Raw genomic sequence first — 22,020 nt, forward strand, 5'->3', positions numbered from 1 at the left:
CCACAGGATGAGGGCGAAGGCAGGCCTCGCACCGGGAGATTTCCGGATGCCGCCGTGAATCGGTATGCACTTCAATGGCACGTGGTTTTCAAAGGGGGCAGGTTGCCGCCTGCGATGGCCACTGCCGATTCATTCAACAAGGAGGCTTCAGATGAAGCAAGGAAGGTCACGTCGCAAGGGCGCGTGCACGCTGCTGTGCATGACGCTGGCAAGCGGCCTGGCGGCGTTCCCGGCCCTCGCCGATACCGCCGTACTCACGATGCCACCACCGGCCAGCGGGGATCTGCTGCAAGCGTGGCTCGATGCGCGCGTCAACGGTATCGAGGCGGCCGACGAACTGGGGTCGGACGGATTGTTCGTTGCCGGCATGCTCAATGATTCGAATTCGATCTACTCAGCGCTACGCCCCACCCCGGCGGCATTTCGCGGCAGCGCATGGCGAAGTGCCTTCAATGCCCTGGCGGTATCCAACACGATGATGAGTCGTGCCGTGGCGACGCGCGTGGTGGCCTGGGATCTCGGTCTCACCAAGGCGCGCATGGGTGGGCATCTGGTTGACGGCTATGCGCCGATGGTCGGTAGTCCGCGGGTGGAAGCGAATCTCATGAAGGCTGGCGTTTCGGCGGATATCTTTCGCCAGGTGCTACACCTGGTGGGCGAGCCGTCCTATGCCGTAGCAGCTAACGTAGCGGTGGCACTCCAGATCATTCGCGACAAGCTGGCATGCGTCGATCCATCGGAATGGTCCGATGCGGGGCTGCGCAAGGATGTCGTGGATCGCGTGATGGGAGCGCATGCCCTGGCGGAGATCGACGAATTCGATCTGGTATATCTCGTGCGCATGCTCGAGGGTGAGTTGTCCGACTGGGCGGGCATCAGTGCATCCATTTACGGCAAGCGTTCGCTGCCTGCTGCATTGAGAGTGGCGCGTGTCGCTGCCGCTTACCGGGATATGCTGGGATATACGGCAGCTACCGATCCCTGCACGCAGGAAGGGCAGCATCGTCCCGGTGTGGCAGCAGAATCCCCCGTCGAGAAAACGCGCTTTCTCTGCCTCGTCGACGCAACCGACCGGGCCACCTACCGGTGGTTCCTTGAGGTTCTGCATGCCCAGGTCGATCCGCTCGTCACGAACTTCGCGACCCGACCCGCAGAGAGGGTTGCCCGTCATGTGCGTCATATCCGTCCTCTGTGGATCGGTACACATAGCGGGAAAACACTGACGGAGGCGTCGTCCATTGAGGTGGTTGAATCGCTGGTGGCCTTCCGTGCAGCCAATCCCGATTCAGAGGTGTCAAGTACTCAGAAATACACCGACAGGGTCAGCCAGCTCCTCTGTGAAAAGGAAAATTCGCCATGATGAAGACATGCCTCATCTCGATAATCGCACTTTGTGTTTCCGCATCACTGAGTGCAAACGAAATCCGAAAGAAAGAGTTTGATCGCGATGATAATCGCATCGTTCTCCCGCACGTCGAAGCCAGCTTCGCCTATCACGCCACCGCAGCAGCGACCTGGTACATGGACACCCTGCACGGGGCCAGGGTGCCTTATGCCACATTCAATGAATTTGCCAGGCGCATGGTCTCCAATGCCTATGCATCATTCGAATACACGTATACCGAGGAAGGGCGCGAACGGACGAGGGTATATTACGCCTCCTCGGGGCTTGATGAGCCACACTTGGGTCTGCGCGACTGGCGCAACGCCAGGCCTTATGAGGAGTTTCTTCCGAAGAGCGGCATCGAGGTGCATGCAAAGGCCATGCATGGCGAACCCAGTGTATTTACACCGTCTCCCCGCAGTGGCGAGGACACCGCCGGCCGGAATCCCCATATGAACGATGCGGAACTCAAGGCGGTGAGGACGCTTTCAAGGGATATCGATGCGGGGCGGGTCGCTCCGATGGGGAAGCTGGTCGGGTTCATCACGATGCCGATGTGCGACTCGTGCGAAAAGATCATCAAGGATTTTTCGGATCAGTATGGAGTCGACGTGTCAGTAAATTATCTTAAAGCCCGAGGCGGAAGAGCATCCTCGCAATTCATGCGGCGGCGATGGGCTTATTTCGATACGATGAAGTACGACGTCGTCAGGCGTAACGATATCCATGACAGGCGCCCGCCGGGCGGCGCGGGAGGCTCCTGTAGCGTCACCATTCATTAGGTGATGGAAGATCCATGTGGGGGTGGATTGGCCGTCTTTTCCAGGCGTGAAATACGTGATCCGAACTTTCAAGCGCTTTGGACGGCACCGTGGCTGTGGCTATGATCGCCTCTCGAATATGGAATGAGAGCGACACATGGAACGACATTCGCACATGGATCTGGTGAAGATGGATATTTATCCTGGTTACGTTGCCAGGATGGTAGGATTTTTCCATGGGCCGGGAGGACGGCTTCTCGTTTTCCTGGCCTCCTTTTTTTTAGGTTTTCCCGTGCATGCAGTGGATTTCGTCAATATCCTCAGTGATCGCGAGGCGGTCACGGTTGGTATGCTCCGGGAATCGTACGATTATCACCTGGACGCAGCAGGGCGCATGGTGAGTACGCATACGGAGCGCATGCTGACGTCAGCCGATCTTGACCGTCTGGCCCATCGCTGGTCGACGGCAACGGTGGCGCGATTCGAATATACCTACGTGCGACATGGGAAGACCACGACCGTGGTTTACCACGCCATTTCAGGTCGTGAGGCGAACCAGATACTGGATATTCCCATTGCAGATATGTCGACGTTCTATGGCACGGGTGGTGCATCGCGACCTGCACTCATTGGTCCGGCGAAGGGAAGCCGTCTTGCAGTGCCCGAGGCCGGACATGTCATTGATGCTGAAGTGAAGGCGTTACGCACGATAGAAGAGGGTATCCTCGCGGGTGAGCTACCCCAAGGTGGGCGCCTGAGGGCGTGGGTAAGCCAGCCGGTGTGCTCTTCATGCAAGGGGGTGATTTCTTCATTCGAGGTGGCGTACGGTGTCAGGACAACCATCAATCAGTGGGGGATATCCGATGAGCTGGTGGCGGACTCTCCATTTTGGCAGCTGTCCAATCATCGGCGACGTGGATCGTCGCGCCTGCGCCAGTGGAGAAGATCTTCTGATCGCGTGCAGGATTCACGCAGGATTTTGTCAGGATGCCTGCCGTAAGCTGTCCAGGCTTGGGCGCTTTCCTACGATTCCGTAGGGACTCACCCTATATCGTATGGGCGGTCGTAGTGGTGTCATAGGACGAAGACACCAGGATGTGTCTTGCATCTTCTACCTGACAATCAACAAGGACGTTCACCATGTCGCTACGAATATATGGGATGGCGCTGGCCATTTCCGTGGTCTCGCCATGCGCTTCTTCGCGGGAGGTGCCTGCCAGGGACTTTCCCGAATATCTCATGCAAAGTGCCATCGACCAGGATGGAGACAGCCCCGGAATTCTCGATGAGGATTACGCGCGGAAGCTTCTTCTCACTACTCCTGGATCACCCTATAGCAGTATGCGATCCGTGGATGTATCCGAACTGGATGCCAGCTGGAAGGAAGCCATGGGTCGCGCTGGTTATGGCGCCGACGAAAGCCTGGATGTCTATGCCAGGCGCATGGGCCTGACGAAAGCGAGGCCTCGGCTGGATGTCGATATGCGTCCTTCATATGCGGCCTATGATCCGTTCATTGCGGCGCAGGCGATAAAGGCCGCGGTGGATGAAGATATTTTTCGCCAGTCTTTAAGTTATACGGGGTTCCATAATTCGGCGCTGGCGGCCAACTATGCCGTAGGCGCGCAGATCCTTCGTGACAAGCTTTATAGGGTGCCATTGGAGAAGCACGATGAATTCAATCTTCGTGCCGACGTTCTTGAGCGATTCATGGCGTTAGAAGCGCAGGATGTGATCGATGAATACGACGGAGACTATCTACAGCGGTTGCTGAAGGCGGAAATCACCGACTTCCGGCCAGGCGTTTCGCCATCGCTGGATGTCGATTACCTGCCGGCCCAGTTCCGCGTGGCGCGAGTGGCTGCGGCCTATCATGACCAGACGGGATATTTCGGCGGGTTTCCCTGTCTGCCATCGGGAGCTCACAACCCTGCATTTGCAGGTTCGGGCATGGAGGGGGATACGAGGGCATTATGCTTCGTCGATGCGACAGACCAGGACACCTATGCATGGTATCTGGGGCAGTTGAAGGATCAGATGGCAGGCATCAAACGTTACCCGGACAATGAGAAGGAGTCCGTTATTCTCAAGCTGCTCATGCCCGTGGCCATTATCAGTGAAGTTGCAGGGATTGCTTCGTTCATTAACTTCACCACCGGCATCCGTGCCTGGAGCAAGGGCCTCATTCGCTCGAAGCCAGTGAAGAACATGTATCACAAGGTCAACACACGGATGTGCGGGGTCTGATGCGGTCATGAATGGATTTGAACGACGTTTTTCAGGCGTTGCCATGACTGCATTGTTGGCTTCCCTGGCCATGCCAGGTATGGCCAGGGCAGAACTCACCGTAGCCGAAATAGCCACTGGAGATGGCAATGAAGTGGCCGTGGATACCCTGAGGAAAGCGGTGGATGAACATGTGGACGTGCTGCTGAATTATCGCGACATGAACAGGGAGCGACAGCTTCCGGTCGATGACAAAGCGATCAAGGAGCAAGCGGCCAAGGGCAAGTCGGCAACCTACGCGACTGCCGAATATCGGGTTACCACGAAAGATGGAAAGGTCGCGACGTATACGTACGTGGCTAAATCAGGGCCGGATCTCCCTGATGTCGTAAAGAACTTCGAGGGGGATCTTTCTGTCTATCAGACAACGCGAGATGTTCGCATGGCCCGGGTCAACTTCGATGATGTCGAGTCCTCGTTCTGGCATTCGCCCGGACACGATATCCGGGTTGCCGATGCGGAGCTCAAGTTGGCACGTACGATCGAGAGGGATCTCGTCCTGGGCAAGGTGCCAAAGGGGGGAGATCTTTCCATCTGGATCAGTCAGGAACCCTGTCTGTCCTGCTCAAGCGTGCTGACCGCATTCGATCGGAAATACTTCAGCGGACAGAAGATGAGGGTTCGTTATGCGCCGGCCAATCCGGAAAAGAGGCTGGATGCTCCTTCCGCACGCTTTCATCGCCAGAGGGTGGCCAGTCTGGAGCCGCTCAGGAAAGAGAGTGTCCGGGGATCCTGGTTTCGCTCGCGCTCCCCGTCACCCACGTCCTTTTGTCCGTAATCTCTGCATTGGGTAGTAATCCGTACGCAAAGATGTGCCCGCGCGCCAGGGCAGCGCGCGGGTAGTTGTTATCACCAGCGGGTGCGGCCGGGAAGGAGGCCTTGCAGCTCCTTCTCGGTCAGGTTGCGCCACTGCCCCGGCTTCAGGTGGCCCAGCTTGATGTTGATGATGCGCACACGCCGCAATTGCGTGACGCGGTAGCCGAAGGCCGCCGCCATCAGACGGATCTGCCGGTTGAGCCCCTGGGTCAGGGTGATGGCAAAGCCAAACTTGGCGATCTTGCGTACCTTGCAGGGCCTGGTCATCTGGCCGTGGATGCGCACGCCACGCGCCATGCCCGTCAGGAACTCATCGGTAACCGCCTTGTTCACCGCCACGAGGTATTCCTTCTCGTGGTGGTTCTCCGCACGCAGGATCTCGTTGACGATGTCGCCGTTGCTGGTCAGCAGGATCAGGCCTTCGGAGTCCTTGTCGAGGCGGCCGATGGGGAAGATGCGCTGCGCATGGTCCACGAAGTCGACGATGTTGCCGTCGACCGTGGTGTCGGTGGTGCAGGTGATGCCTACCGGTTTGTTCAGCGCGATGTAGACGCCGCGGCTCTTTGCGGACTCTGGCGCCATGGTGCGTGCGACGACGACGTCGCCGTCCACCTTCACCACGTCGCCGTCGAGCGCTTTGGCGCCCATGCCCACGACTTCGTCGTTGATGGTGACGCGACCGGCCACGAGCAGTTCGTCCGCCTCACGGCGGGAGCACAGCCCGGATTCGCTGATGTACTTGTTGACCCGCATGGATATGCTTTACGACCGCATGCCGACGCCGCGCTTCAGCAGGTGCAGCGCCACGGCCGACAGGCCGACGACGAACACCAGCATCACCACGAAGGCCGTGACGATGGGCACGTCGCTGACGCCCAGCACGCCGAAGCGGAAGGCGTTGACCATGTACAGAATGGGGTTCACCAGCGAGATGCTGTGCCAGGGCTCGCTCAGCAGGTCCACCGAGTAGAACACGCCGCCCAGGTAGGTGAGCGGGGTGAGCACGAAGGTGGGCACCAGGGCGATGTCGTCGAACTTCTTGGCGAACACCGCGTTGACGAAGCCGGCCAGAGAGAACACGGTGGCACCGAGCAGCACCGAGAAGAACGTGGTGAGCGGATGCGCCACGTGCAGGTCGGTGAAGAACAGGGCGATCACCAGCACCAGCGCGCCGACGATCATGCCACGCACCACGGCACCGGTGACATAACCCAGCAGCATCACCCAGTTGGGCATGGGCGAGACCAGCATTTCCTCGACGAAACGACCGAACTTGGCGCCGAAGAACGACGAGGAGATATTGCCGTAGCTGTTCGTGATGATGCTCATCATGACCAGGCCCGGCACGATGTACTGCATGTAAGTGAAGCCATGCATCTGCCCGATGCGGCTGCCGATGAGCTTGCCGAAGATGACGAAGTACAGCGTCATCGTGATGGCGGGCGGAATCAGCGTCTGCGTCCAGATGCGCATGATGCGCACGATTTCGCGGCGGACGATGGTGCCCAGGGCGATCAGGTGGTTGCCGCTCATGCCGCGTTCTCCCGGCCGTGTTCCACCAGTCTCACGAACAGCTCCTCAAGGCGGTTGGCCTTGTTGCGCATCGAGGTCACGGTGATGCCGTGCGAGGACAGTGCGGCGAACAGGGAGTTGAGATCGTGCGCGCGGGACATTTCGGCTTCGAGGGTGTGGTCGTCCAGCGTGCGCAGGGTCACGCCGGGCAGGGTGGGCAGGGTGCCCGGAACGGCGTTCACATCGAGCACGAAAGTCTCGACGTCGAGCGTGGAGAGCAGGCTCTTCATCGTGGTGTTCTGCACGATGCGACCCTGGTCGATGATGGCAATGTTGCGGCAGAGCTGCTCGGCTTCCTCGAGGTAATGCGTGGTGAGGATCACCGTGGTGCCTGCGGCATTGATGCCGCTGACGAACTGCCACATGGAACGGCGGATCTCGATGTCCACGCCAGCCGTGGGCTCGTCGAGGATCAGCAGCTTCGGCTCGTTCATCATCGCGCGGGCGATCATGAGGCGGCGCTTCATGCCGCCCGAGAGCGTGCGGGCCTGTTCGTGCGCCTTGTCCCACAGGCGCAGCTCCTTCAGGTACTTCTCGGCGCGTGCCGAGGCCTCCGCGCGGCCGATGCCGTAGAAGCCGGCCTGGTTCACGCAGATGTCGAAGGGCTTTTCGAACTGGTTGAAGTTGATCTCCTGGGGCACCAGGCCGATCAGGCGCATCGCGTCGCTGCGGCGCTTGTGGATCGACACGCCGAATATCTCGGCGTCGCCGGAGGTGGCGTTCACCAGGGAGGACAGGATGCCGATCAGGGTGGACTTGCCGGCGCCGTTGGGTCCCAGCAGGGCGAAGAAGTCGCCCGGCTGGACAGTGAGCGAGATGCCCTTGAGGGCCTCGACCCCGTTGCCGTAGGTCTTGCGGAGGTCTTTGACGTGGAGTGCGGGAGTGGTCATGGGCTGCGCCGGGATGCCAAGCCGCCTATTATACCGGGCTTTGCCGGGCTCCCCTGTTCCCGGTCGTCAACAGAGACTTTCCATGGCCGAACAATTCCAGCTGCGCCTCGCCGATAGTTTCATGCTTGCCCCGACGGTGCGGCACCTGTCCTTCGAGCGCGTGGACGGCCAGGCCCTGTCCTTTGTGCCGGGCCAGTTCCTGCAGGTGCATTTCAACTACGACGACGGCAAGCCGACCAAGCGCAGCTATTCGGTAGGCACCATCGGCGACGGTTCCTCGCCTGTCCAGCGCATCGAGATCGCCGTGAGCTACGTCGAGGGCGGCGCTGCCACGAAGCTCCTGGGCGGCCTGGAGCACGGCCAGGCCATCGATGCCAGCGGGCCGTATGGCCGGTTCTGCCTGATGGACGGCGACCAGAACAAGCGCTACATCCTGATTGCCACGGGTACCGGCGTCACCCCGTACCGGGCCATGCTGCCGCAGATCGAGACCTTGCTGGCCTCCCGCGGCTGCCGGGTGGTGCTGCTCTACGGCGCCCGCAACGAGGCCGAACTGCTCTATGGCGAGGAATTCGATGCCTTCGCCCGCAAGCACGAGGGGTTCACCTTCCACCCCTGCTTCAGCCGGGGCCCCCGCCCGAACCCGCGCCCGCACGACCGCCTGGGCTACGTGCAGGACATGCTGGCCGAACTGGAGCCCAGGGCCGATGAAGACATCGCCTACCTGTGCGGCAACCCGAACATGGTCGACGCCTCCTTCGCCGCCCTGAAGGAACACGGCCTGGCCGTACAGCACATCCGCCGCGAGAAGTACATCAGCTCCCGCTAAGCCCGCCGGATTCTCCCTGTAGGAGCGCGCCTCGCGCGCGACCTGGCATGCCTCGACCCGACCGGTCGCGCGCAGGCGCGCTCCTACAAGGGCGCTGGTTTGTAGGAGCGCGCCTTGCGCGCGACCTGGCATGCCACGACCCGGCCGGTCGCGCGCAGGCGCGCTCCTACAGGGCGCTGGTTTGTAGGAGCGCGCCTTGCGCGCGACCGGATATGCCACGACCCGCCGGTCGCGCGCGAAGCACGCTCCTGCAAGGCCCGGCCTGCCGGCTGGGCTTATACTCCGGCCCATGCACGCCAAGGCCGACTCCGCTGTTCTCTCCGCCGATATGCGCCGCTTTGCGGCCCTGGACCAGCGTCTGCTGGCGGCGGTCCGCAATATCCGCATCCTGCCGACCGTTTCCTGGCCGGCCTCGGTCGAAGAGCGGCTGATTGCCGAATTCAGCGCCGGGCGGCTGTCCCTGCCCGAGATCCGCTACCACCGCCCCGAACTGGGCGAGACCCGGGCGGAACTGGAGGACATCGAGAAGGACGCCGGCGAAGACCACCCCATCGCCGAATACCTGCGGCGTACAGCCGAGTCCTGGCGCATCGCGACCCATATGCTGGACGCGGCCGGTACCGACGGCGTCACCGATGCCTCCATCCTCCTGTACGGCCGCCCGGGTGACGCCATCCCGGGTAGCAGTCGCAGCAACCTCGACGCGGCGCGCTACTTCGTCGACCTTGCCGATGAACTGGGTGCCGACCTCGAAACCGAGGACGCGGCAGGCAATATCCCGGCCGAATCGCTGCAGCGCGACATGGCCCGCGAGCTGGACGCCTTTTTCGCCCCCGGCACCATCTCGGTGGAAGTGGACCCGGAACTCACGGCCAAGGCCGCGGCCGGCGCGACCCGCATCCGCCTGCGTGGCGGTGCCCGCTTCACCGAGTACGACCGCCACCAGCTCCTGGCCCACGAAGCCTTCGTTCACTCCCTGACAGCGCTAAATGGTCGCGAGCAGCCGGTGCTGGCCTCGCTGGCCCGCACCTCGCCCCGTGTCACGGCAACCCAGGAAGGCCTGGCCGTGTTCGCTGAGCTGATGTCCGGCGCCATCGACATCTCGCGCCTGAAACGCATCAGCCTGCGCATCCTCGCGATCGACATGGCGCTGAACGGCGCCGATTTCGTCGAAGTGTTCCGCTATTTCCGCGAATGCGGGCAGAACGTGCCGGACAGCTTCCATTCGGCGCAGCGCGTCTTCCGTGGCGTGCCGCTCACCGGTGGCTCGGCCTTTGCGAAGGACAACGTCTACCTGACCGGCCTGCTCGCGGTGCACACCTTCTTCCGCTGGGCCCTGCGCCAGCGCAGGCTGGACCTGCTGCGCAACCTGTTTGCCGGCAAGCTGGCACTGCACGACGTGATGAGTCTCGAAGCGCATTTCGCGAACGGTGACATCGCACCGCCGCGCTACCTGCCGCCGTGGATGCAGCACGTGCATGGACTGGCCGGCAAGCTGGCCTTTTCGCTGTTCGTGAATCACATCCACATGGCGAGAGTCGAGGCCGAGGAAATCTCGCTCGGCCTGTAGACGCGCGTTACCCGATACTGAAATCCCCCGGCGAAACAGCGAAGAACGGTCGCCAGTCGCAGCGGATGCGCAGGCGGCCCTTGTCCGTGGGAGGCACGTCGGTGGGAAGTACAAGTGTCGCCTCGCCGTCGTTGCGTTCGTCGCGGGCGAGTTCGTAAGGCCATGTCTCGCCGCCGTCCACGGATAGATGCACATCGAGAAAGTGACAGGAAATCGGTGGCTGTGTCGTACCGGCGACATCCCATTGCACCGCCAGGGATGCACCCGGTGCGAGTCGCGTCGCGGCTGCCGGCATCGTCATGGAAAACGGCCGGCCGGTATCCACGACGCGCAGGCGCCGGTCTGCGTGCGCAGTGGTCGCGTCATCGCCGCCGTTGTCACGTACGGTGAGCCGGAAATTCAGCAGCCGGTTCGTTGTAGGTAACGCCTCGCCCGGGGCCGCATCTTCGCGGCCCAGCAGGGCGGCGAGCCGGGGAAAGACCCGTTGTGACGTAGTGGCCGGTGGCATCGAGCGAAACAGCGGCCCCTGGCCGTCGTCCTTCAGCGCGCCTTTCTGCTCCGGCCCGGCATCCATCTGCTCCCAGGTGTAAGTCAGTCGCCTGCCCGGTTCGCCGGGAAATACCCGAGCATCCAGCAGGAACGGCGTGCGTGCGGGGATGACGGCTTCCTCGGCAACGGATGCCGGGTCGATCCATGGCGCACTGGCTTTGCCCAGACGCTTGCGCGCGCAGCTTCCACCGCGTGATGCCAGCCAGGAACGCACCTGAGCGATATTCGCCGCGTGGAAATAGGCGTCGGAACGCGGTTGCAGCCATTGTGCCTCGCCGCCGCAGCGTGTCGGTGCGTAGCCCATGGCCGTGCTGCCGCTGCCCGGTTCGAAGGCCCGATCGTCCAGAGTGAAGCGTATGCAGCCATTTGCCGTGGGCCATGCGCCCAATTGCGAGCCCAGGACGTGGAGCATGAAATCCTGCGCGTAGGGTTCTGTATCCGGATGCGCGTGTCCGCTCCAGCCTGCTGCCTTGTGCGTGGCGTGGAAGTCGGCCGAGAGATCGTTGCTGCATGACGTGCCGGTTTCACTGTAGCCACCGAAGATGTCAGTCAGCGTATGGCCGATGTCGTATGCGCTCTCGCCGATCCGGCGATTGATGAATTCAACCGACGCCGGCCCTGGTTCCGAGGCCTCGAACGGATCGTCTTCCGGCCGGGTCAGGATGAGGCGGTCGTTACGTGCCGCGAGTGTCAGGTGGACACCGAAATCCGTTTCGAGGATGTCGTTGGCCCTGTTCACCTCATGTGCGGCCGCGACAAGACCGCCTTCCACGGTGCCGCCGAACTTCGCCGTGCGACGACTCGTCGATGCAACGGCGATACGAAAATCATGGTGCGTCGCACCATTGAATGGATGTTGCCGGGATGGACGCGTTGCGATCAGGGGCGAGTTGATTGATAAGGAATGCCGGGGCGGCACGGGCGTGCTTACGCTCACATCATGACCGTTCAAACGCAGGGTCCACGTGTCGTTTCCATCGCGGAGGCTCAGGTGCGTGGCACTCCGGGACACGTCGAGCCGTGCGCTGCGTCCCGTCGCGTCATGACCGCGAAAACTGCGCAGGCCGGGATACCTGCGCATCAGGCTGGCCGGAAGGGTGCGCGAATCGACCAGATGGAAGCGCGAGAGCCCGCCATCGCTCATCGGCAGATCGATATCCAGGCCATCGGAGCCGTTCGTCGGCACCGCGGAAAGGGCTGCGCGAAGCGCTTCGGGATCGGGTGGCGTCGTAAGCGCGGTGGACAGGGCAAGTGCAAGCAGGGGCATGGAAAGCCTCCATGAAAAGAGGGCTTTCGAGCGTACGCAGGCGCATGGCCGGGCGCGGTCGTTCGTGCCTGCGTCGCTACGTAGGTTTTGCCTATCACAGCCGGTCGCAATGGATCACACCGGAGCGGCGGAGAGCGACCGCCCCGGTGCTAACATGGATCCCTATATCGCGCGGCGACGGGCCGCAACCCCACTTTTCCTTTTTCCCATTACATCCCGCAGGATCCCATGGCCATTTCCGAGGAACTGAGGCAAGCCGCCCTCGAGTACCACCGCCTTCCCCGCCCGGGCAAGATCAAGGTCACGCCGACCACGTCGCTGCTGACCCAGCGCGATCTGTCGCTGGCGTATTCGCCGGGCGTCGCCGCCGCGTGCGATGCGATCGTCGCCGATCCGCAGACCGCCGCCGAACTCACTGCGCGTTCCAACCTCGTCGCCGTGATCTCCAACGGCACCGCCGTGCTCGGCCTGGGCAACATCGGTGCGCTCGCCAGCAAGCCGGTGATGGAAGGCAAGGGCGTGCTGTTCCAGAAGTTCGCCGGCATCGATGTGTTCGACATCGAGATCAACGAAACCGATCCGGACAAGCTGGTGGAGATCATCGCCAGCCTCGAACCCACCTTCGGCGGCATCAACCTCGAAGACATCAAGGCACCGGAGTGCTTCGTCGTGGAGCGCAAGCTGCGCGAGCGGATGAAGATCCCCGTCTTCCACGACGACCAGCACGGCACGGCGATCATCGTCGGTGCGGCCGTCATCAATGCGCTGCTGGTCACCGGCAAGAAGATCGAAGACGTCAAGCTCGCCACCACCGGCATGGGCGCGGCAGGCATTTCCTGCGTGGACATGCTCGTGACCCTGGGCATGAAGAAGGAAAACATCCTCGCCTTCGACCGCGACGGTGTGCTGCATTCCGGTCGCACCGATCTCGATCCCGACAAGCAACGTTACGCACGCGATACCGACAAGCGCACGCTGGCCGAGATCGTCGAAGGCGCCGATATCTTCCTGGGCCTGTCCGCCGGCGGCATCCTGAAGCCTGAGATGGTGGCCACCATGGCCGACCGTCCGATCATCTTCGCGCTGGCCAATCCCAACCCGGAAATCCTGCCGGAAGACGCCAAGGCCGTGCGCCCGGACTGCATCATGGCGACGGGCCGCTCGGATTACCCGAACCAGGTCAACAACGCCCTGTGCTTCCCGTACCTGTTCCGCGGTGCGCTGGATGTCGGCGCGTCGGTGATCAACGAGGCCATGAAGGTGGCCTGCGTGAAGGCCATCGCCGAGCTGGCCCGCCGCGAAGCGTCCGACGTGAGCGCGCGTGCCTACGGTGGCAAGCCGCCGAGCTTCGGTCCGGAGTACCTCATTCCGCAGCCGTTCGACCCGCGCCTGGTGATCCAGTTGCCGCCGGCCATTGCCCGCGCGGCGATGGATTCGGGCGTGGCCGCCCGTCCCATCGAGGATTTCCCGGCTTACGTCGAAGAGCTCACGGGCTTCGTGTTCCGCACGGGCCTGCTCATGAAGCCGGTGTTCGACCGCGCCAAGGCCGACCCCAAGCGGGTGGTTTACGCCGAGGGCGAGGAAGACACCGTGCTGCGCGCCGTGCAGACCGTGGTGGACGAAGGCCTGGCCCGTCCCATCCTGGTGGGCCGCCCGGACGTCATCGAGAAGCGTATCGCCCGCGCTGGCCTGCGCCTGAAGGCCGGTGTCGATTTCGAACTGTGCAACATCCACTCCGACCCGCGCTTCGAAGACTACTGGCGCCTGTACCACTCCATCATGGAGCGCCGTGGCGTCACGCCGGCCTCGGCCAAGGCCGTGGTGCGCTCGCGTCCCTCCGTGATCGCGGCCCTCATGGTCCAGCGCGGCGAAGCCGACGCGATGATCTGCGGCCTGGTGGGCACCTACCACAGCAAGCTGGAATACATCCGCGACATCATCGGCCTGGACGACGGCGTGGCCGAGGCTTCCGCCATGGCGGCGGTGTCCACGGAAAAGGGCACGTTCTTCTTCCTCGACACCTATGTGCAGGACGACCCCACGGCCGAGCAGATCGCCGAGGCCACGCTGCAGGCCTCCATCCGCCTGAAGCTGTTCGGCGTGCAGCCGAAGATCGCTCTGCTGTCGAACTCGAATTTCGGCGGCCGTGAGACGCCCAGCTCGCGGAAGATGCGCGAGGCGCTGAAGCTCATCCGCCAGAAGGTGCCCAAGCTGGAAGTGGAGGGCGAGATGCAGGCCGACGTGGCCCTCACCCCGGAACTGCGCGAGCGGATCTTCCCGAACTCGCGCCTGGAGGGCGAGGCCAACGTCTTCGTGTTCCCGAACCTGGACGCGGCCAACACGGCCTACAACATGATCCGCGTGCTCTGCGACGGCGTGGTCATCGGTCCGATCCTCATGGGCGTGGCCAAGCCGGCCCACATCCTCACCCCGCAGGCCACGGTCCGCCGGGTGGTGAACATGACCTCGGTTGCCTGTGTCGAGGCCCAGATCCGCGCGGGTTCCAAGCCAAGGTCCTGAAGCCAGGGCTCTTTCTGTAGGAGCGCGCCTTGCGCGCGACCGGGCATGAGGTAACCATCCACGGTTGCCGCACCCCCGGTCGCGCGCAAGGCGCGCTCCTACAGTTAAATCGATACAAATGGGCCGTACGGCCGCGTATGCCGAAAGCTTGGAGTATCATCAGCAGGTTTCCCGCCACCCCAAGCGGGCTCCTCCAGTCACCATGAGCGCGCGTCATGCGCGAGCGGAGCATCCATGGACCAGATCGACGATATCCTCAACCAGGACCTCGACCCCACCGAGACCCGTGAATGGGTCGAGTCGCTCAACGCCGTCATCAATCACGATGGCACCGAGCGCGCTCACTACCTGCTTGAGCGCATGGTCGACTCCACCCGTCGTGCCGGCGGCTACCTGCCGTTTGCCCCGACCACGGAGTACGTCAACACCATCCCGCCGCACATGGAAGCGCGCAGCCCGGGTGATGCGGCCATCGAATGGCGCATCCGCTCGCTGATCCGCTGGAATGCCCTGGCCACCGTCGTGCGCGCCAACCGCAAGCCCGGCGACCTCGGCGGCCACATTTCCAGCTTCGCCTCGTCGGCCACCCTGTACGACGTGGGCTTCAACCATTTCTGGCGCGCCCCCAGCGCCGAGCACCCGGGCGACCTGGTGTTCCACCAGGGCCATTCGGCGCCGGGCGTCTACGCCCGCTCGTTCCTGGAAGGTCGCATCGGCGAAGACCAGCTCGACCTCTTCCGCATGGAAGTGGAAGGCAAGGGCCGTGGCCTGTCCTCGTACCCGCATCCCTGGCTCATGCCGGACTACTGGCAGGTGCCCACCGTCTCGATGGGCCTCGGCCCCATCCAGGCGATCTACCAGGCCCAGTTCTGGAAGTACCTCGAACACCGCGGCCTGATGCCGAAGACCGATCGCAAGATCTGGTGCTTCATGGGCGACGGCGAGTCGGACGAGCCGGAATCGCTGGGTGCGATCTCCCTGGCCGGCCGCGAAGGCCTCGACAACCTCATCTTCGTCATCAACTGCAACCTGCAGCGCCTCGACGGCCCGGTGCGTGGCAACGGCAAGATCATCCAGGAACTGGAAGGCGTGTTCCGTGGCGCCGGCTGGAATGCCATCAAGGTCGCCTGGGGCAGCTACTGGGATCCGCTCCTGGCCCGCGACACCACGGGCAAGCTGCGCCAGCTCATGATGGAAACCGTGGACGGCGAATACCAGGCATGCAAGGCCTTCGGCGGCGCGTACACGCGCGAGAAGTTCTTCGGCAAGTATCCGGAAACCGCCGCGCTGGTCGCCAACATGTCCGACGACGACATCTGGCGCCTCAACCGCGGTGGCCACGATCCGCACAAGGTCTACGCGGCCTACCACGCGGCCGTGAACACCAAGGGCATGCCCACCGTGATCCTCGCCAAGACGGTGAAGGGCTACGGCATGGGCGCCGCCGGTGAATCGCAGAACCCGGCGCACAACCAGAAAAAGATGGACACCGACGCGATCCGCGCCTTCCGCGACCGCTTCAACATCCCGGTGCCCGACGACAAGCTCGACGAAGTGCCGTACTACCACCCGGGCAAGGACTCCGAGGAAGTGCAGTACATGCTCGAGCGCCGTCGCGCGCTCGGCGGTTCGCTGCCGCAGCGTCGTCGCAAGTCCGACACGTCGTTCCAGGCTCCGTCGCTCGAAGCCTTCGAGCAGATCACCAAGGGCACGGGCGATCGCGAAATCTCCACCACCATGGCCCTGGTCCGTGGCATGAACCTCATGCTGCGCGACAAGGAGCTTGGCCCCCGCATCGTGCCCATCGTGGCCGACGAGGCCCGCACCTTCGGCATGGAAGGCATGTTCCGTCAGATCGGCATCTACGCGCCGTTTGGCCAGAAGTACCGCCCGCAGGACGCCGACCAGCTGCTTTACTACCGTGAAGACCAGAAGGGCCAGGTGCTGCAGGAAGGCATCAGCGAAGCCGGCGGCATGAGCGCCTGGCTGGCGGCTGCCACCAGCTACAGCATCAGCAACACCCCGATGCTGCCGTTCTTCATCTACTACTCGATGTTCGGCTTCCAGCGCATCGGCGACCTCTGCTGGGCTGCCGGCGACATGCGCGCGCGCGGCTTCCTCATCGGCGGCACCTCGGGTCGCACCACGCTCAACGGTGAAGGCCTGCAGCACGAAGACGGCCATTCGCACCTGCTCTCCGGAGCGATCCCGAACGTGGTGTCGTACGACCCCACCTTCTCCTACGAGCTGGCCGTCATCCTGCAGGATGGCACCCGCCGCATGATGCAGGAGCAGGAAGACGTCTACTACTACATCACGGTCATGAACGAGAACTATGCCCACCCCGACCTGCCGAAGGGCAGCGAGGAAGGCATCGTCAAGGGCATGTACCTGTTCAAGGACGCCGGCAAGCCGAAGAAGAACGAGCCGCGCGTGCAGCTGATGGGTGCGGGCACGATCCTGCGCGAAGTCATCGCCGCTGCCGAGCTGCTTGAGAAGGATTTCGGCGTCTCCGCCGACATCTGGTCGGTGCCGAGCTTCTCCGAAGTACGTCGCGAAGGCTTCGATGCCGAGCGCTGGAACCGTCTGCATCCGGAATCGCCGCAGCGCGTGCCGTACATCACCGGCCTGCTCGCCGATCGCCAGGGCCCGGCCATCGCCGCCACCGACTACGTGCGCGAGCTGGCCGACCAGGTGCGTGCGTTCATGCCGGACGGCATGCGCTACACCGTGCTGGGCACCGACGGCTACGGCCGCAGCGATACCCGCGCCAACCTGCGCTCGCACTTCGAGGTCGATCGTTACTGGATCGCCCACGCTGCCCTGGCTGCCCTCGCGAAGGACGGCAAGGTCAACGCGAAGGACGTCAGCCGCGCGATCAAGGAATACAAGCTCGACATGGACAAGCCCAACCCGATGACGGTCTGATCCGGCGGAAGGTGAGGAACGAAAAGGCCGGGGGAAACCCCGGCCTTCTTCGTTCCGCCTTTTGTAGGAGCGCGCCTCGCGCGCGACCGGTTGTCGCGAAAATCTTGAACTCATCGCCTTGAATGGTCGCGCGCAAGGCGCGTTCCTACAAAAGAAGCCGGCGTTGGCGGGCGCGTCACCTGGGGTGTGTTATGAATCGGCGCAACACTCCAGGAATTCCGTCATGCGCCTTGCCTTCGTCACTGCCGCTGCTCTCTCACTGGCCGCCTGTGCCACCACCTCCGGCGAGCACGGCTCACGCTCGCGCCTGATCTACGTGGCGGCCCAGAAAGCCCCGTGTTCCACGGGTGTGATGAAGACCGAATGCCTACAGTACCGCGAACAGCCGAACGAACCCTGGCAGCTCAACTACGCTCCCATCGACAACTTCCAGTGGCAGGCGGGTCATGAGTATCTGCTCAAGATCACCGAAGTCGTCGTGAAGAATCCGCCCGCCGACGCCTCGGCCATTCGCTGGCGCGTCGACAAGATTGTCGAACAGCACGCCGTGGACAAGCCGCCTGTCCCGTAAGCATTCGGACTAAACACAAAAAAGGCCGGGACAGCTCCCGGCCTTTTCCATTGCACGCTGTGGTCGACGATCAATCGTCGTCGCGCAGCACATGGCGAATCAGCAGAAAGCTGCCAATGGCCGCGGCGGCAATGCCGAGCGTCAGCCCCGGGTTGCGGCGAACCTGCTTACGCAGCCTGCGGTACTGATACGTGGCTTCATCGGCAAAATCCTCGGCCATATAACGCAGGCGCTGCGCATTGCCGTTGTTGCGACGGGCGAACTTGCTGGTCACCCGGCGGGTGCGGTCGAGCAGGTCGTGGCCCGTGTCAGCCGCTTCGTCGGCGTAGTGGCGGACACGGCCCGAAACGCCGTTGACGGCACTCTCGACCTGACGGGCGAACTCGCGGTTTCTGCTCATGGGGCGCTCCCTATTGCAAGACGTTACGGACGAGCATCGACTTTGCGATGCCGCCCGTGAGGGCGGTGTAAACAGGCAAGTGCGCGATTGAACAGGGATTCAGCGAGGGCGGCTGGGCGCCAGGTCGTAGTCGCCGCCGCGTTCCAGTGCCGCCTGGTAGGCGGGACGGTCGTGAATCCTGTCGAGAAAGGCCATGAGGTTTGGCCGGGACGCGCCCAGGGCACCACGGCTCGCCGCCGCTTCCAGCGGGAAGCTCATCTGGATATCGGCCGCCGAGAAAGCGTCTCCGGCGAACCAGCCTGTCTTGCCGATTTCGTTTTCGAGGTAATCCAGGTGAAGGGTGAGCTGCGGATCGACGAAGGCCTTTTGCGCACCGCGCGCCAGCATGCGTGCGACGGGCTTCGCGAAGAACGGTACGGGTGCCGATTCCATGCGGATGAAGATCAGCTTCAGCAGCAGGGGCGGCATCGCGGAACCTTCCGCGTAATGCAGGAAATAGGTGTAACGCAGGGCATCCGGCGTGCCTTCGGCGGGCTTCAGGCGGCCCTGGCCATAACGCGATACCAGGTATTCCACGACGGCGCCGGATTCGGCCACCGTCACGTCGCCATCGACCACGATGGGCGATTTGCCCAGCGGATGGATGGCCCGCATTTCCTTCGGTGCCAGCATGGTTTTCGGATCGCGCTGGTAGCGCACGATCTCGTAGGGCAGGCCAAGTTCCTCCAGCAGCCAGAGCACGCGCTGCGAGCGCGAATTGTTGAGGTGGTGAACGACGATCATGGCAGCGGCCCGGCGTGTAGGAGATGGCAGGGTATCAGTGCGCTTCGTCTACATGCCATCGACGGCAGGGGAGTGGGGTCGTGGTTAACGTCATATCCTGCCTGCGAGCGCTTCCCTGTAGGAGCGCGCCTTGCGCGCGACCGGTGAAACGAAACGATGCATGTTTTCGCGATAACCGGTCGCGCGCAAGGCGCGCTCCTACAAAAGGGGTCATGAGTTCAGGCTGTCTTGCAGTTTCTTTGTCTGTTCGGGGAAGGCCTTACCCTGTGCGGCGACGGTCTGCGCCACGAGCTTCCTGGCTTCTGCGCCACGATTCAGCGACTTCAATGCCTTCACCCGCACCGACGCCACCGTGATCGCATTGGCACCATAGGCCTTCTTCGCCGCAGCATCGAGATAAGGCAGGCCCTCGGCCGCCTTGCCGCTATCCACGAGACGACGTCCATAACGGTAGTTGTAGACGTAGTCGTCTGGATACGCAGCAATCAGCTGTTTTTCCAGCGTATCCAGCTCATCGGTGGCCTTCGCGCGAACGAGGTAGACGCGCAGGTTGTCGGCCAGATTACGATCGCTCTTCAGGTCGCCATGCAGCTTCTCACGGCTCAGGTCGATACCCTTGCGCAGCACGGCCTGCTCGGCATCGTGATCGCCCAGTGCTTCGTCGAGATCGGCAGCGGTGAGCACGGCGCTGCGCTGGTCGGCGCAGGCCGGCGAAGCGGTGAACACCTGTGAGGCGAGGTACTGCTCGTAAGGCGCCTTCTGCGGCGACAGCGTGGTGCGACGTGCATCGGCCTTCTGCGATTCGGTGGCGCCGATCAGATCGTCCAGCACATAAGGGCGTTCGCAGCCTATGTCGGCAGCCAGCACCTTCGCGGCGGCATCAGCGATCGCCGCGTTGTCCTTGTGGTCCTTGGCCTGGAGCAGCAACAGGCGCTGCTTCGCCAGCGCGACGCGCTTGTCCTTGTCGGACACGTTGCGCACCATCGGCGGCAGCGTATCGAACCAGGCCATGCCTTCGGTGCCCTGGTAGCGCTGCTGGTAGGTATCGAGCACGTCGGCCACCGAGGCCAGCGAGCCCTTGGCGGCCTCGGCCTTCTGCTTCGACAGGCGCGCATCGCCGGAGAGCAGGTTGGCCACCTCGGGATAGAACTTCTCGCGCGGGCGCTCGGCCAGGATGCGGCCCAGTTCCTCGCCGTCGGGACCGATGGCGACATACGTGGGCAGGAAATGCACGTTGTGCTGTTTCATCCAGGCCTGGTCGGCCGGCTTGTCGGCATCGGCTTCATAGAACACGACCTTGCTGTTGAGGTCGGTCCACTCCTTGCCGTTCAGCACGTGGCTGGCCATGTAGTAACAGGAGTAACACCACACGGCCTGGAAATCGATCAGCACCGGCTTGTTCTCGCGCTTGGCCTGGGCCAGGGCGGCATCGATGCTGGGCGGGCCCTCGTGCGCGGCGAAAGCCGGCAGGGCGAGGGCGACGAGGCTGGCGACGAGCAGTCGCTTCATGGTGGACTCCCCCTTTGGTGGTATGGAAGTCCACTCCTATAACAATTCCGGCATCCATTGCCAAATAATGATTTGTTATATTATACCGTGCCGCTGGCGCCCTCCACGGGCTCGGGGTCGGACATCAGCCCCTGGCGTTTCCTCAGCGAAGGGAACCACCACATCCACAGGCCCACCACCACCAGCGTGCCGATGCCCCCGATCAAAGTGGCGTTCACCGCGCCCAGGGCGGCGGCGAGGATGCCCGACTCGAACTCGCCGAGCTGGTTCGAGGTATTGATGAAGATGGCATTGACCGCGCTCACCCGGCCCCGCATGTCGTCGGGCGTCTCCAGCTGGACCAGCGAACCCCGGATCACGACGCTCACCGTATCGAAGGCGCCCAGGGCGAACAGGGCGACCAGGGACAGCGGCAGGGAGGTCGATATCGCGAACACCAGCGTCGCTACGCCGAAGCCGGCCACGGCCGCGAACATGGTCATGCCCACGTTCCGGCGCAGGCTGTGGTGGGCGAGCCACGCGGACATCAGCAGGGCGCCCACGGCTGGTGCCGATCGCAGCAGGCCAAGTCCCCAGGGACCGGTATGCAGGATGTCCCGGGCGAAGATCGGCAGCAGCGCCGTGGCCCCGCCCAGCAGCACCGCGAACAGATCGAGCGAGATCACACCGAACACGGCCGGCCGGTGGCGGATGAAGTGCACACCGGCGAACAGCGTCTTAAGGGTGGCGGGCTCGCGTCGTGGCGGCTGGTGGTCGTAGGTGAGCCGGCTCATGAGCACCAGGGCGGTGAGGTAGAGCAGGGCGGAGACCGTATAGACCACGCCCGCTCCGGCGACATAGAGCAGGCCGCCCAGCGCAGGGCCGACGATCATCGCCGCCTGGCCTGCCGCCGAGCTGGACGCCATGGCGCGGGGAAGGATCGCCGCGGGTACCAGGGCTGGCAGCATCGACTGCATGGCGGGGAATTCGATGGCCTTGGCCACGCCCACCACGAACACCAGGGCGAGGATGCCGGCTTCGTCCAGGTGCTTCGTGAAGCTCAGCGTGGCCAGCACCGCGATGGCAACCCACTCCACCATCTGGCAGAGGGTGACGATGCGGCGACGGTCGAACTGGTCGGCGAGGTGCCCGGCGGGCAGGGCGAGGACCACGGAGGGGACGAATTGCACCAGGCCGATCAGGCCGAGGTCGAGGGCGCGTCCGGTGATGGCGTAGATCTGCCAGCCGACGGCCACGGACATCATCTGGAAGCCGAAGCTGGAGGCGTTCTTGGCGAACCAGTACTGCAGGAAGGCGCGATGATGGAGCAGCGATGCCGCTCCAGGGTCTGAGGGAGGCATGATCGATCCTTGGGGGACGCGGCGATTCTACGCCTGCCTTGCCAG

The 22,020-nt window shown here is 63.2% G+C and carries 18 protein-coding genes; 10 read left to right on the plus strand and 8 right to left on the minus strand.

The window, feature by feature from the left end:
* The first annotated feature begins 151 nt into the window (after positions 1–151).
* The 5 genes from KR767_RS09115 to KR767_RS09135 all read left to right on the plus strand — a co-directional run bounded on the left by KR767_RS09115 (position 152) and on the right by KR767_RS09135 (position 5,209).
* Positions 152–1,360: a hypothetical protein gene (locus tag KR767_RS09115; RefSeq protein WP_250878894.1), complete on the plus strand. Its 1,209-nt coding sequence runs from the start codon at positions 152–154 to the stop codon at positions 1,358–1,360.
* The gene (locus KR767_RS09120; RefSeq protein WP_250878895.1) at positions 1,357–2,166 is read left to right on the plus strand and encodes a hypothetical protein; all 810 of its coding nucleotides are present in this window, start codon (positions 1,357–1,359) and stop codon (positions 2,164–2,166) included. The genes KR767_RS09115 and KR767_RS09120 overlap by 4 nt, the downstream gene beginning before the upstream one ends.
* Positions 2,167–2,320: 154 nt before the next feature.
* Entirely contained in the window at positions 2,321–3,145 is an 825-nt protein-coding gene (locus tag KR767_RS09125) for a hypothetical protein (RefSeq protein WP_250878896.1), read from the plus strand.
* Positions 3,146–3,306: 161 nt separating this feature from the next.
* Positions 3,307–4,392 (plus strand): hypothetical protein, encoded by a 1,086-nt coding sequence (locus tag KR767_RS09130; protein WP_250878897.1) that lies wholly within the window; start codon positions 3,307–3,309, stop codon positions 4,390–4,392.
* Positions 4,393–4,435: 43 nt separating this feature from the next.
* Positions 4,436–5,209, plus strand: a complete 774-nt coding sequence (locus KR767_RS09135) for a hypothetical protein (protein ID WP_250878898.1) — start codon at positions 4,436–4,438, stop codon at positions 5,207–5,209.
* Between the two features lie 71 nt (positions 5,210–5,280).
* Here KR767_RS09135 and KR767_RS09140 read toward each other — a convergent pair whose 3' ends face one another.
* The 3 genes from KR767_RS09140 to KR767_RS09150 are packed head-to-tail and all read right to left on the minus strand — an operon-like array spanning position 5,281 to position 7,709.
* A complete protein-coding gene (locus tag KR767_RS09140; RefSeq protein WP_250878899.1) occupies positions 5,281–6,000 on the minus strand; it encodes a pseudouridine synthase in 720 nt (239 codons plus the stop codon).
* Between the two features lie 9 nt (positions 6,001–6,009).
* Entirely contained in the window at positions 6,010–6,780 is a 771-nt protein-coding gene (locus tag KR767_RS09145; RefSeq protein ID WP_166950608.1) for an ABC transporter permease, read from the minus strand.
* Positions 6,777–7,709 carry an ABC transporter ATP-binding protein gene (locus tag KR767_RS09150; RefSeq protein WP_166950606.1) on the minus strand — a complete coding sequence of 311 codons (933 nt, stop codon included), beginning with the start codon at positions 7,707–7,709 and terminating at the stop codon, positions 6,777–6,779. The genes KR767_RS09145 and KR767_RS09150 overlap by 4 nt, the downstream gene beginning before the upstream one ends.
* Before the next feature lie 82 nt (positions 7,710–7,791).
* On the opposite strand from KR767_RS09150, the gene KR767_RS09155 reads away from it, so the two are divergent.
* Together KR767_RS09155 and KR767_RS09160 are read left to right on the plus strand one after the other, a co-directional pair.
* Entirely contained in the window at positions 7,792–8,538 is a 747-nt protein-coding gene (locus KR767_RS09155) for an FAD-binding oxidoreductase (protein WP_250878900.1), read from the plus strand.
* 289 nt (positions 8,539–8,827) lie between these two features.
* A complete protein-coding gene (locus KR767_RS09160) occupies positions 8,828–10,108 on the plus strand; it encodes a peptidase MATCAP family protein (protein WP_166950602.1) in 1,281 nt (426 codons plus the stop codon).
* A gap of 7 nt (positions 10,109–10,115) precedes the next feature.
* On the opposite strand, the gene KR767_RS09165 is transcribed toward KR767_RS09160, so the two are convergent.
* Complete coding sequence (locus KR767_RS09165; RefSeq protein WP_250878901.1) at positions 10,116–11,924, minus strand: reprolysin-like metallopeptidase; 1,809 nt, start codon at positions 11,922–11,924, stop codon at positions 10,116–10,118.
* Between the two features lie 228 nt (positions 11,925–12,152).
* On the opposite strand from KR767_RS09165, the gene KR767_RS09170 reads away from it, so the two are divergent.
* The 3 genes from KR767_RS09170 (at position 12,153) to KR767_RS09180 (ending at position 17,943) form a co-directional block, all read left to right on the plus strand.
* Positions 12,153–14,444 carry an NADP-dependent malic enzyme gene (locus KR767_RS09170; protein ID WP_284732882.1) on the plus strand — a complete coding sequence of 764 codons (2,292 nt, stop codon included), beginning with the start codon at positions 12,153–12,155 and terminating at the stop codon, positions 14,442–14,444.
* A 234-nt stretch (positions 14,445–14,678) separates the two neighbouring features.
* On the plus strand, positions 14,679–17,372 hold the full coding sequence (aceE, locus tag KR767_RS09175; protein WP_166950597.1) for a pyruvate dehydrogenase (acetyl-transferring), homodimeric type: 2,694 nt from the start codon (positions 14,679–14,681) through the stop codon (positions 17,370–17,372).
* A 223-nt stretch (positions 17,373–17,595) separates the two neighbouring features.
* Positions 17,596–17,943, plus strand: coding sequence for a DUF4377 domain-containing protein (locus KR767_RS09180; RefSeq protein ID WP_166950595.1), 348 nt, complete (start codon positions 17,596–17,598; stop codon positions 17,941–17,943).
* A gap of 70 nt (positions 17,944–18,013) precedes the next feature.
* Here KR767_RS09180 and KR767_RS09185 read toward each other — a convergent pair whose 3' ends face one another.
* The 4 genes from KR767_RS09185 to KR767_RS09200 all read right to left on the minus strand — a co-directional run bounded on the left by KR767_RS09185 (position 18,014) and on the right by KR767_RS09200 (position 21,975).
* Entirely contained in the window at positions 18,014–18,343 is a 330-nt protein-coding gene (locus KR767_RS09185; RefSeq protein ID WP_166950593.1) for a hypothetical protein, read from the minus strand.
* A gap of 99 nt (positions 18,344–18,442) precedes the next feature.
* Positions 18,443–19,126: a glutathione S-transferase gene (locus KR767_RS09190; protein ID WP_166950591.1), complete on the minus strand. Its 684-nt coding sequence runs from the start codon at positions 19,124–19,126 to the stop codon at positions 18,443–18,445.
* A gap of 210 nt (positions 19,127–19,336) precedes the next feature.
* On the minus strand, positions 19,337–20,635 hold the full coding sequence (locus KR767_RS09195; protein WP_250878902.1) for a thioredoxin family protein: 1,299 nt from the start codon (positions 20,633–20,635) through the stop codon (positions 19,337–19,339).
* Between the two features lie 80 nt (positions 20,636–20,715).
* Complete coding sequence (locus KR767_RS09200; RefSeq protein WP_166950585.1) at positions 20,716–21,975, minus strand: MFS transporter; 1,260 nt, start codon at positions 21,973–21,975, stop codon at positions 20,716–20,718.
* Positions 21,976–22,020: the final 45 nt, after the last annotated feature.

It is taken from the genome of Luteibacter anthropi (assembly GCF_023699965.1).
GTDB lineage: Bacteria > Pseudomonadota > Gammaproteobacteria > Xanthomonadales > Rhodanobacteraceae > Luteibacter > Luteibacter anthropi.

What these genes read in the sequence shown, in the direction of transcription:
- KR767_RS09115 (WP_250878894.1), top strand. Translation starts at nt 152, where the DNA reads ATGAAGCAAGGAAGGTCACGTCGCAAGGGCGCGTGCACGCTGCTGTGC.
- KR767_RS09120 (WP_250878895.1), top strand. Translation starts at nt 1,357, where the DNA reads ATGATGAAGACATGCCTCATCTCGATAATCGCACTTTGTGTTTCCGCA.
- KR767_RS09125 (WP_250878896.1), top strand. Translation starts at nt 2,321, where the DNA reads ATGGATCTGGTGAAGATGGATATTTATCCTGGTTACGTTGCCAGGATG.
- KR767_RS09130 (WP_250878897.1), top strand. Translation starts at nt 3,307, where the DNA reads ATGGCGCTGGCCATTTCCGTGGTCTCGCCATGCGCTTCTTCGCGGGAG.
- KR767_RS09135 (WP_250878898.1), top strand. Translation starts at nt 4,436, where the DNA reads ATGACTGCATTGTTGGCTTCCCTGGCCATGCCAGGTATGGCCAGGGCA.
- KR767_RS09140 (WP_250878899.1), bottom strand. Translation starts at nt 6,000, where the DNA reads ATGCGGGTCAACAAGTACATCAGCGAATCCGGGCTGTGCTCCCGCCGT.
- KR767_RS09145 (WP_166950608.1), bottom strand. Translation starts at nt 6,780, where the DNA reads ATGAGCGGCAACCACCTGATCGCCCTGGGCACCATCGTCCGCCGCGAA.
- KR767_RS09150 (WP_166950606.1), bottom strand. Translation starts at nt 7,709, where the DNA reads ATGACCACTCCCGCACTCCACGTCAAAGACCTCCGCAAGACCTACGGC.
- KR767_RS09155 (WP_250878900.1), top strand. Translation starts at nt 7,792, where the DNA reads ATGGCCGAACAATTCCAGCTGCGCCTCGCCGATAGTTTCATGCTTGCC.
- KR767_RS09160 (WP_166950602.1), top strand. Translation starts at nt 8,828, where the DNA reads ATGCACGCCAAGGCCGACTCCGCTGTTCTCTCCGCCGATATGCGCCGC.
- KR767_RS09165 (WP_250878901.1), bottom strand. Translation starts at nt 11,924, where the DNA reads ATGCCCCTGCTTGCACTTGCCCTGTCCACCGCGCTTACGACGCCACCC.
- KR767_RS09170 (WP_284732882.1), top strand. Translation starts at nt 12,153, where the DNA reads ATGGCCATTTCCGAGGAACTGAGGCAAGCCGCCCTCGAGTACCACCGC.
- aceE (WP_166950597.1), top strand. Translation starts at nt 14,679, where the DNA reads ATGGACCAGATCGACGATATCCTCAACCAGGACCTCGACCCCACCGAG.
- KR767_RS09180 (WP_166950595.1), top strand. Translation starts at nt 17,596, where the DNA reads ATGCGCCTTGCCTTCGTCACTGCCGCTGCTCTCTCACTGGCCGCCTGT.
- KR767_RS09185 (WP_166950593.1), bottom strand. Translation starts at nt 18,343, where the DNA reads ATGAGCAGAAACCGCGAGTTCGCCCGTCAGGTCGAGAGTGCCGTCAAC.
- KR767_RS09190 (WP_166950591.1), bottom strand. Translation starts at nt 19,126, where the DNA reads ATGATCGTCGTTCACCACCTCAACAATTCGCGCTCGCAGCGCGTGCTC.
- KR767_RS09195 (WP_250878902.1), bottom strand. Translation starts at nt 20,635, where the DNA reads ATGAAGCGACTGCTCGTCGCCAGCCTCGTCGCCCTCGCCCTGCCGGCT.
- KR767_RS09200 (WP_166950585.1), bottom strand. Translation starts at nt 21,975, where the DNA reads ATGCCTCCCTCAGACCCTGGAGCGGCATCGCTGCTCCATCATCGCGCC.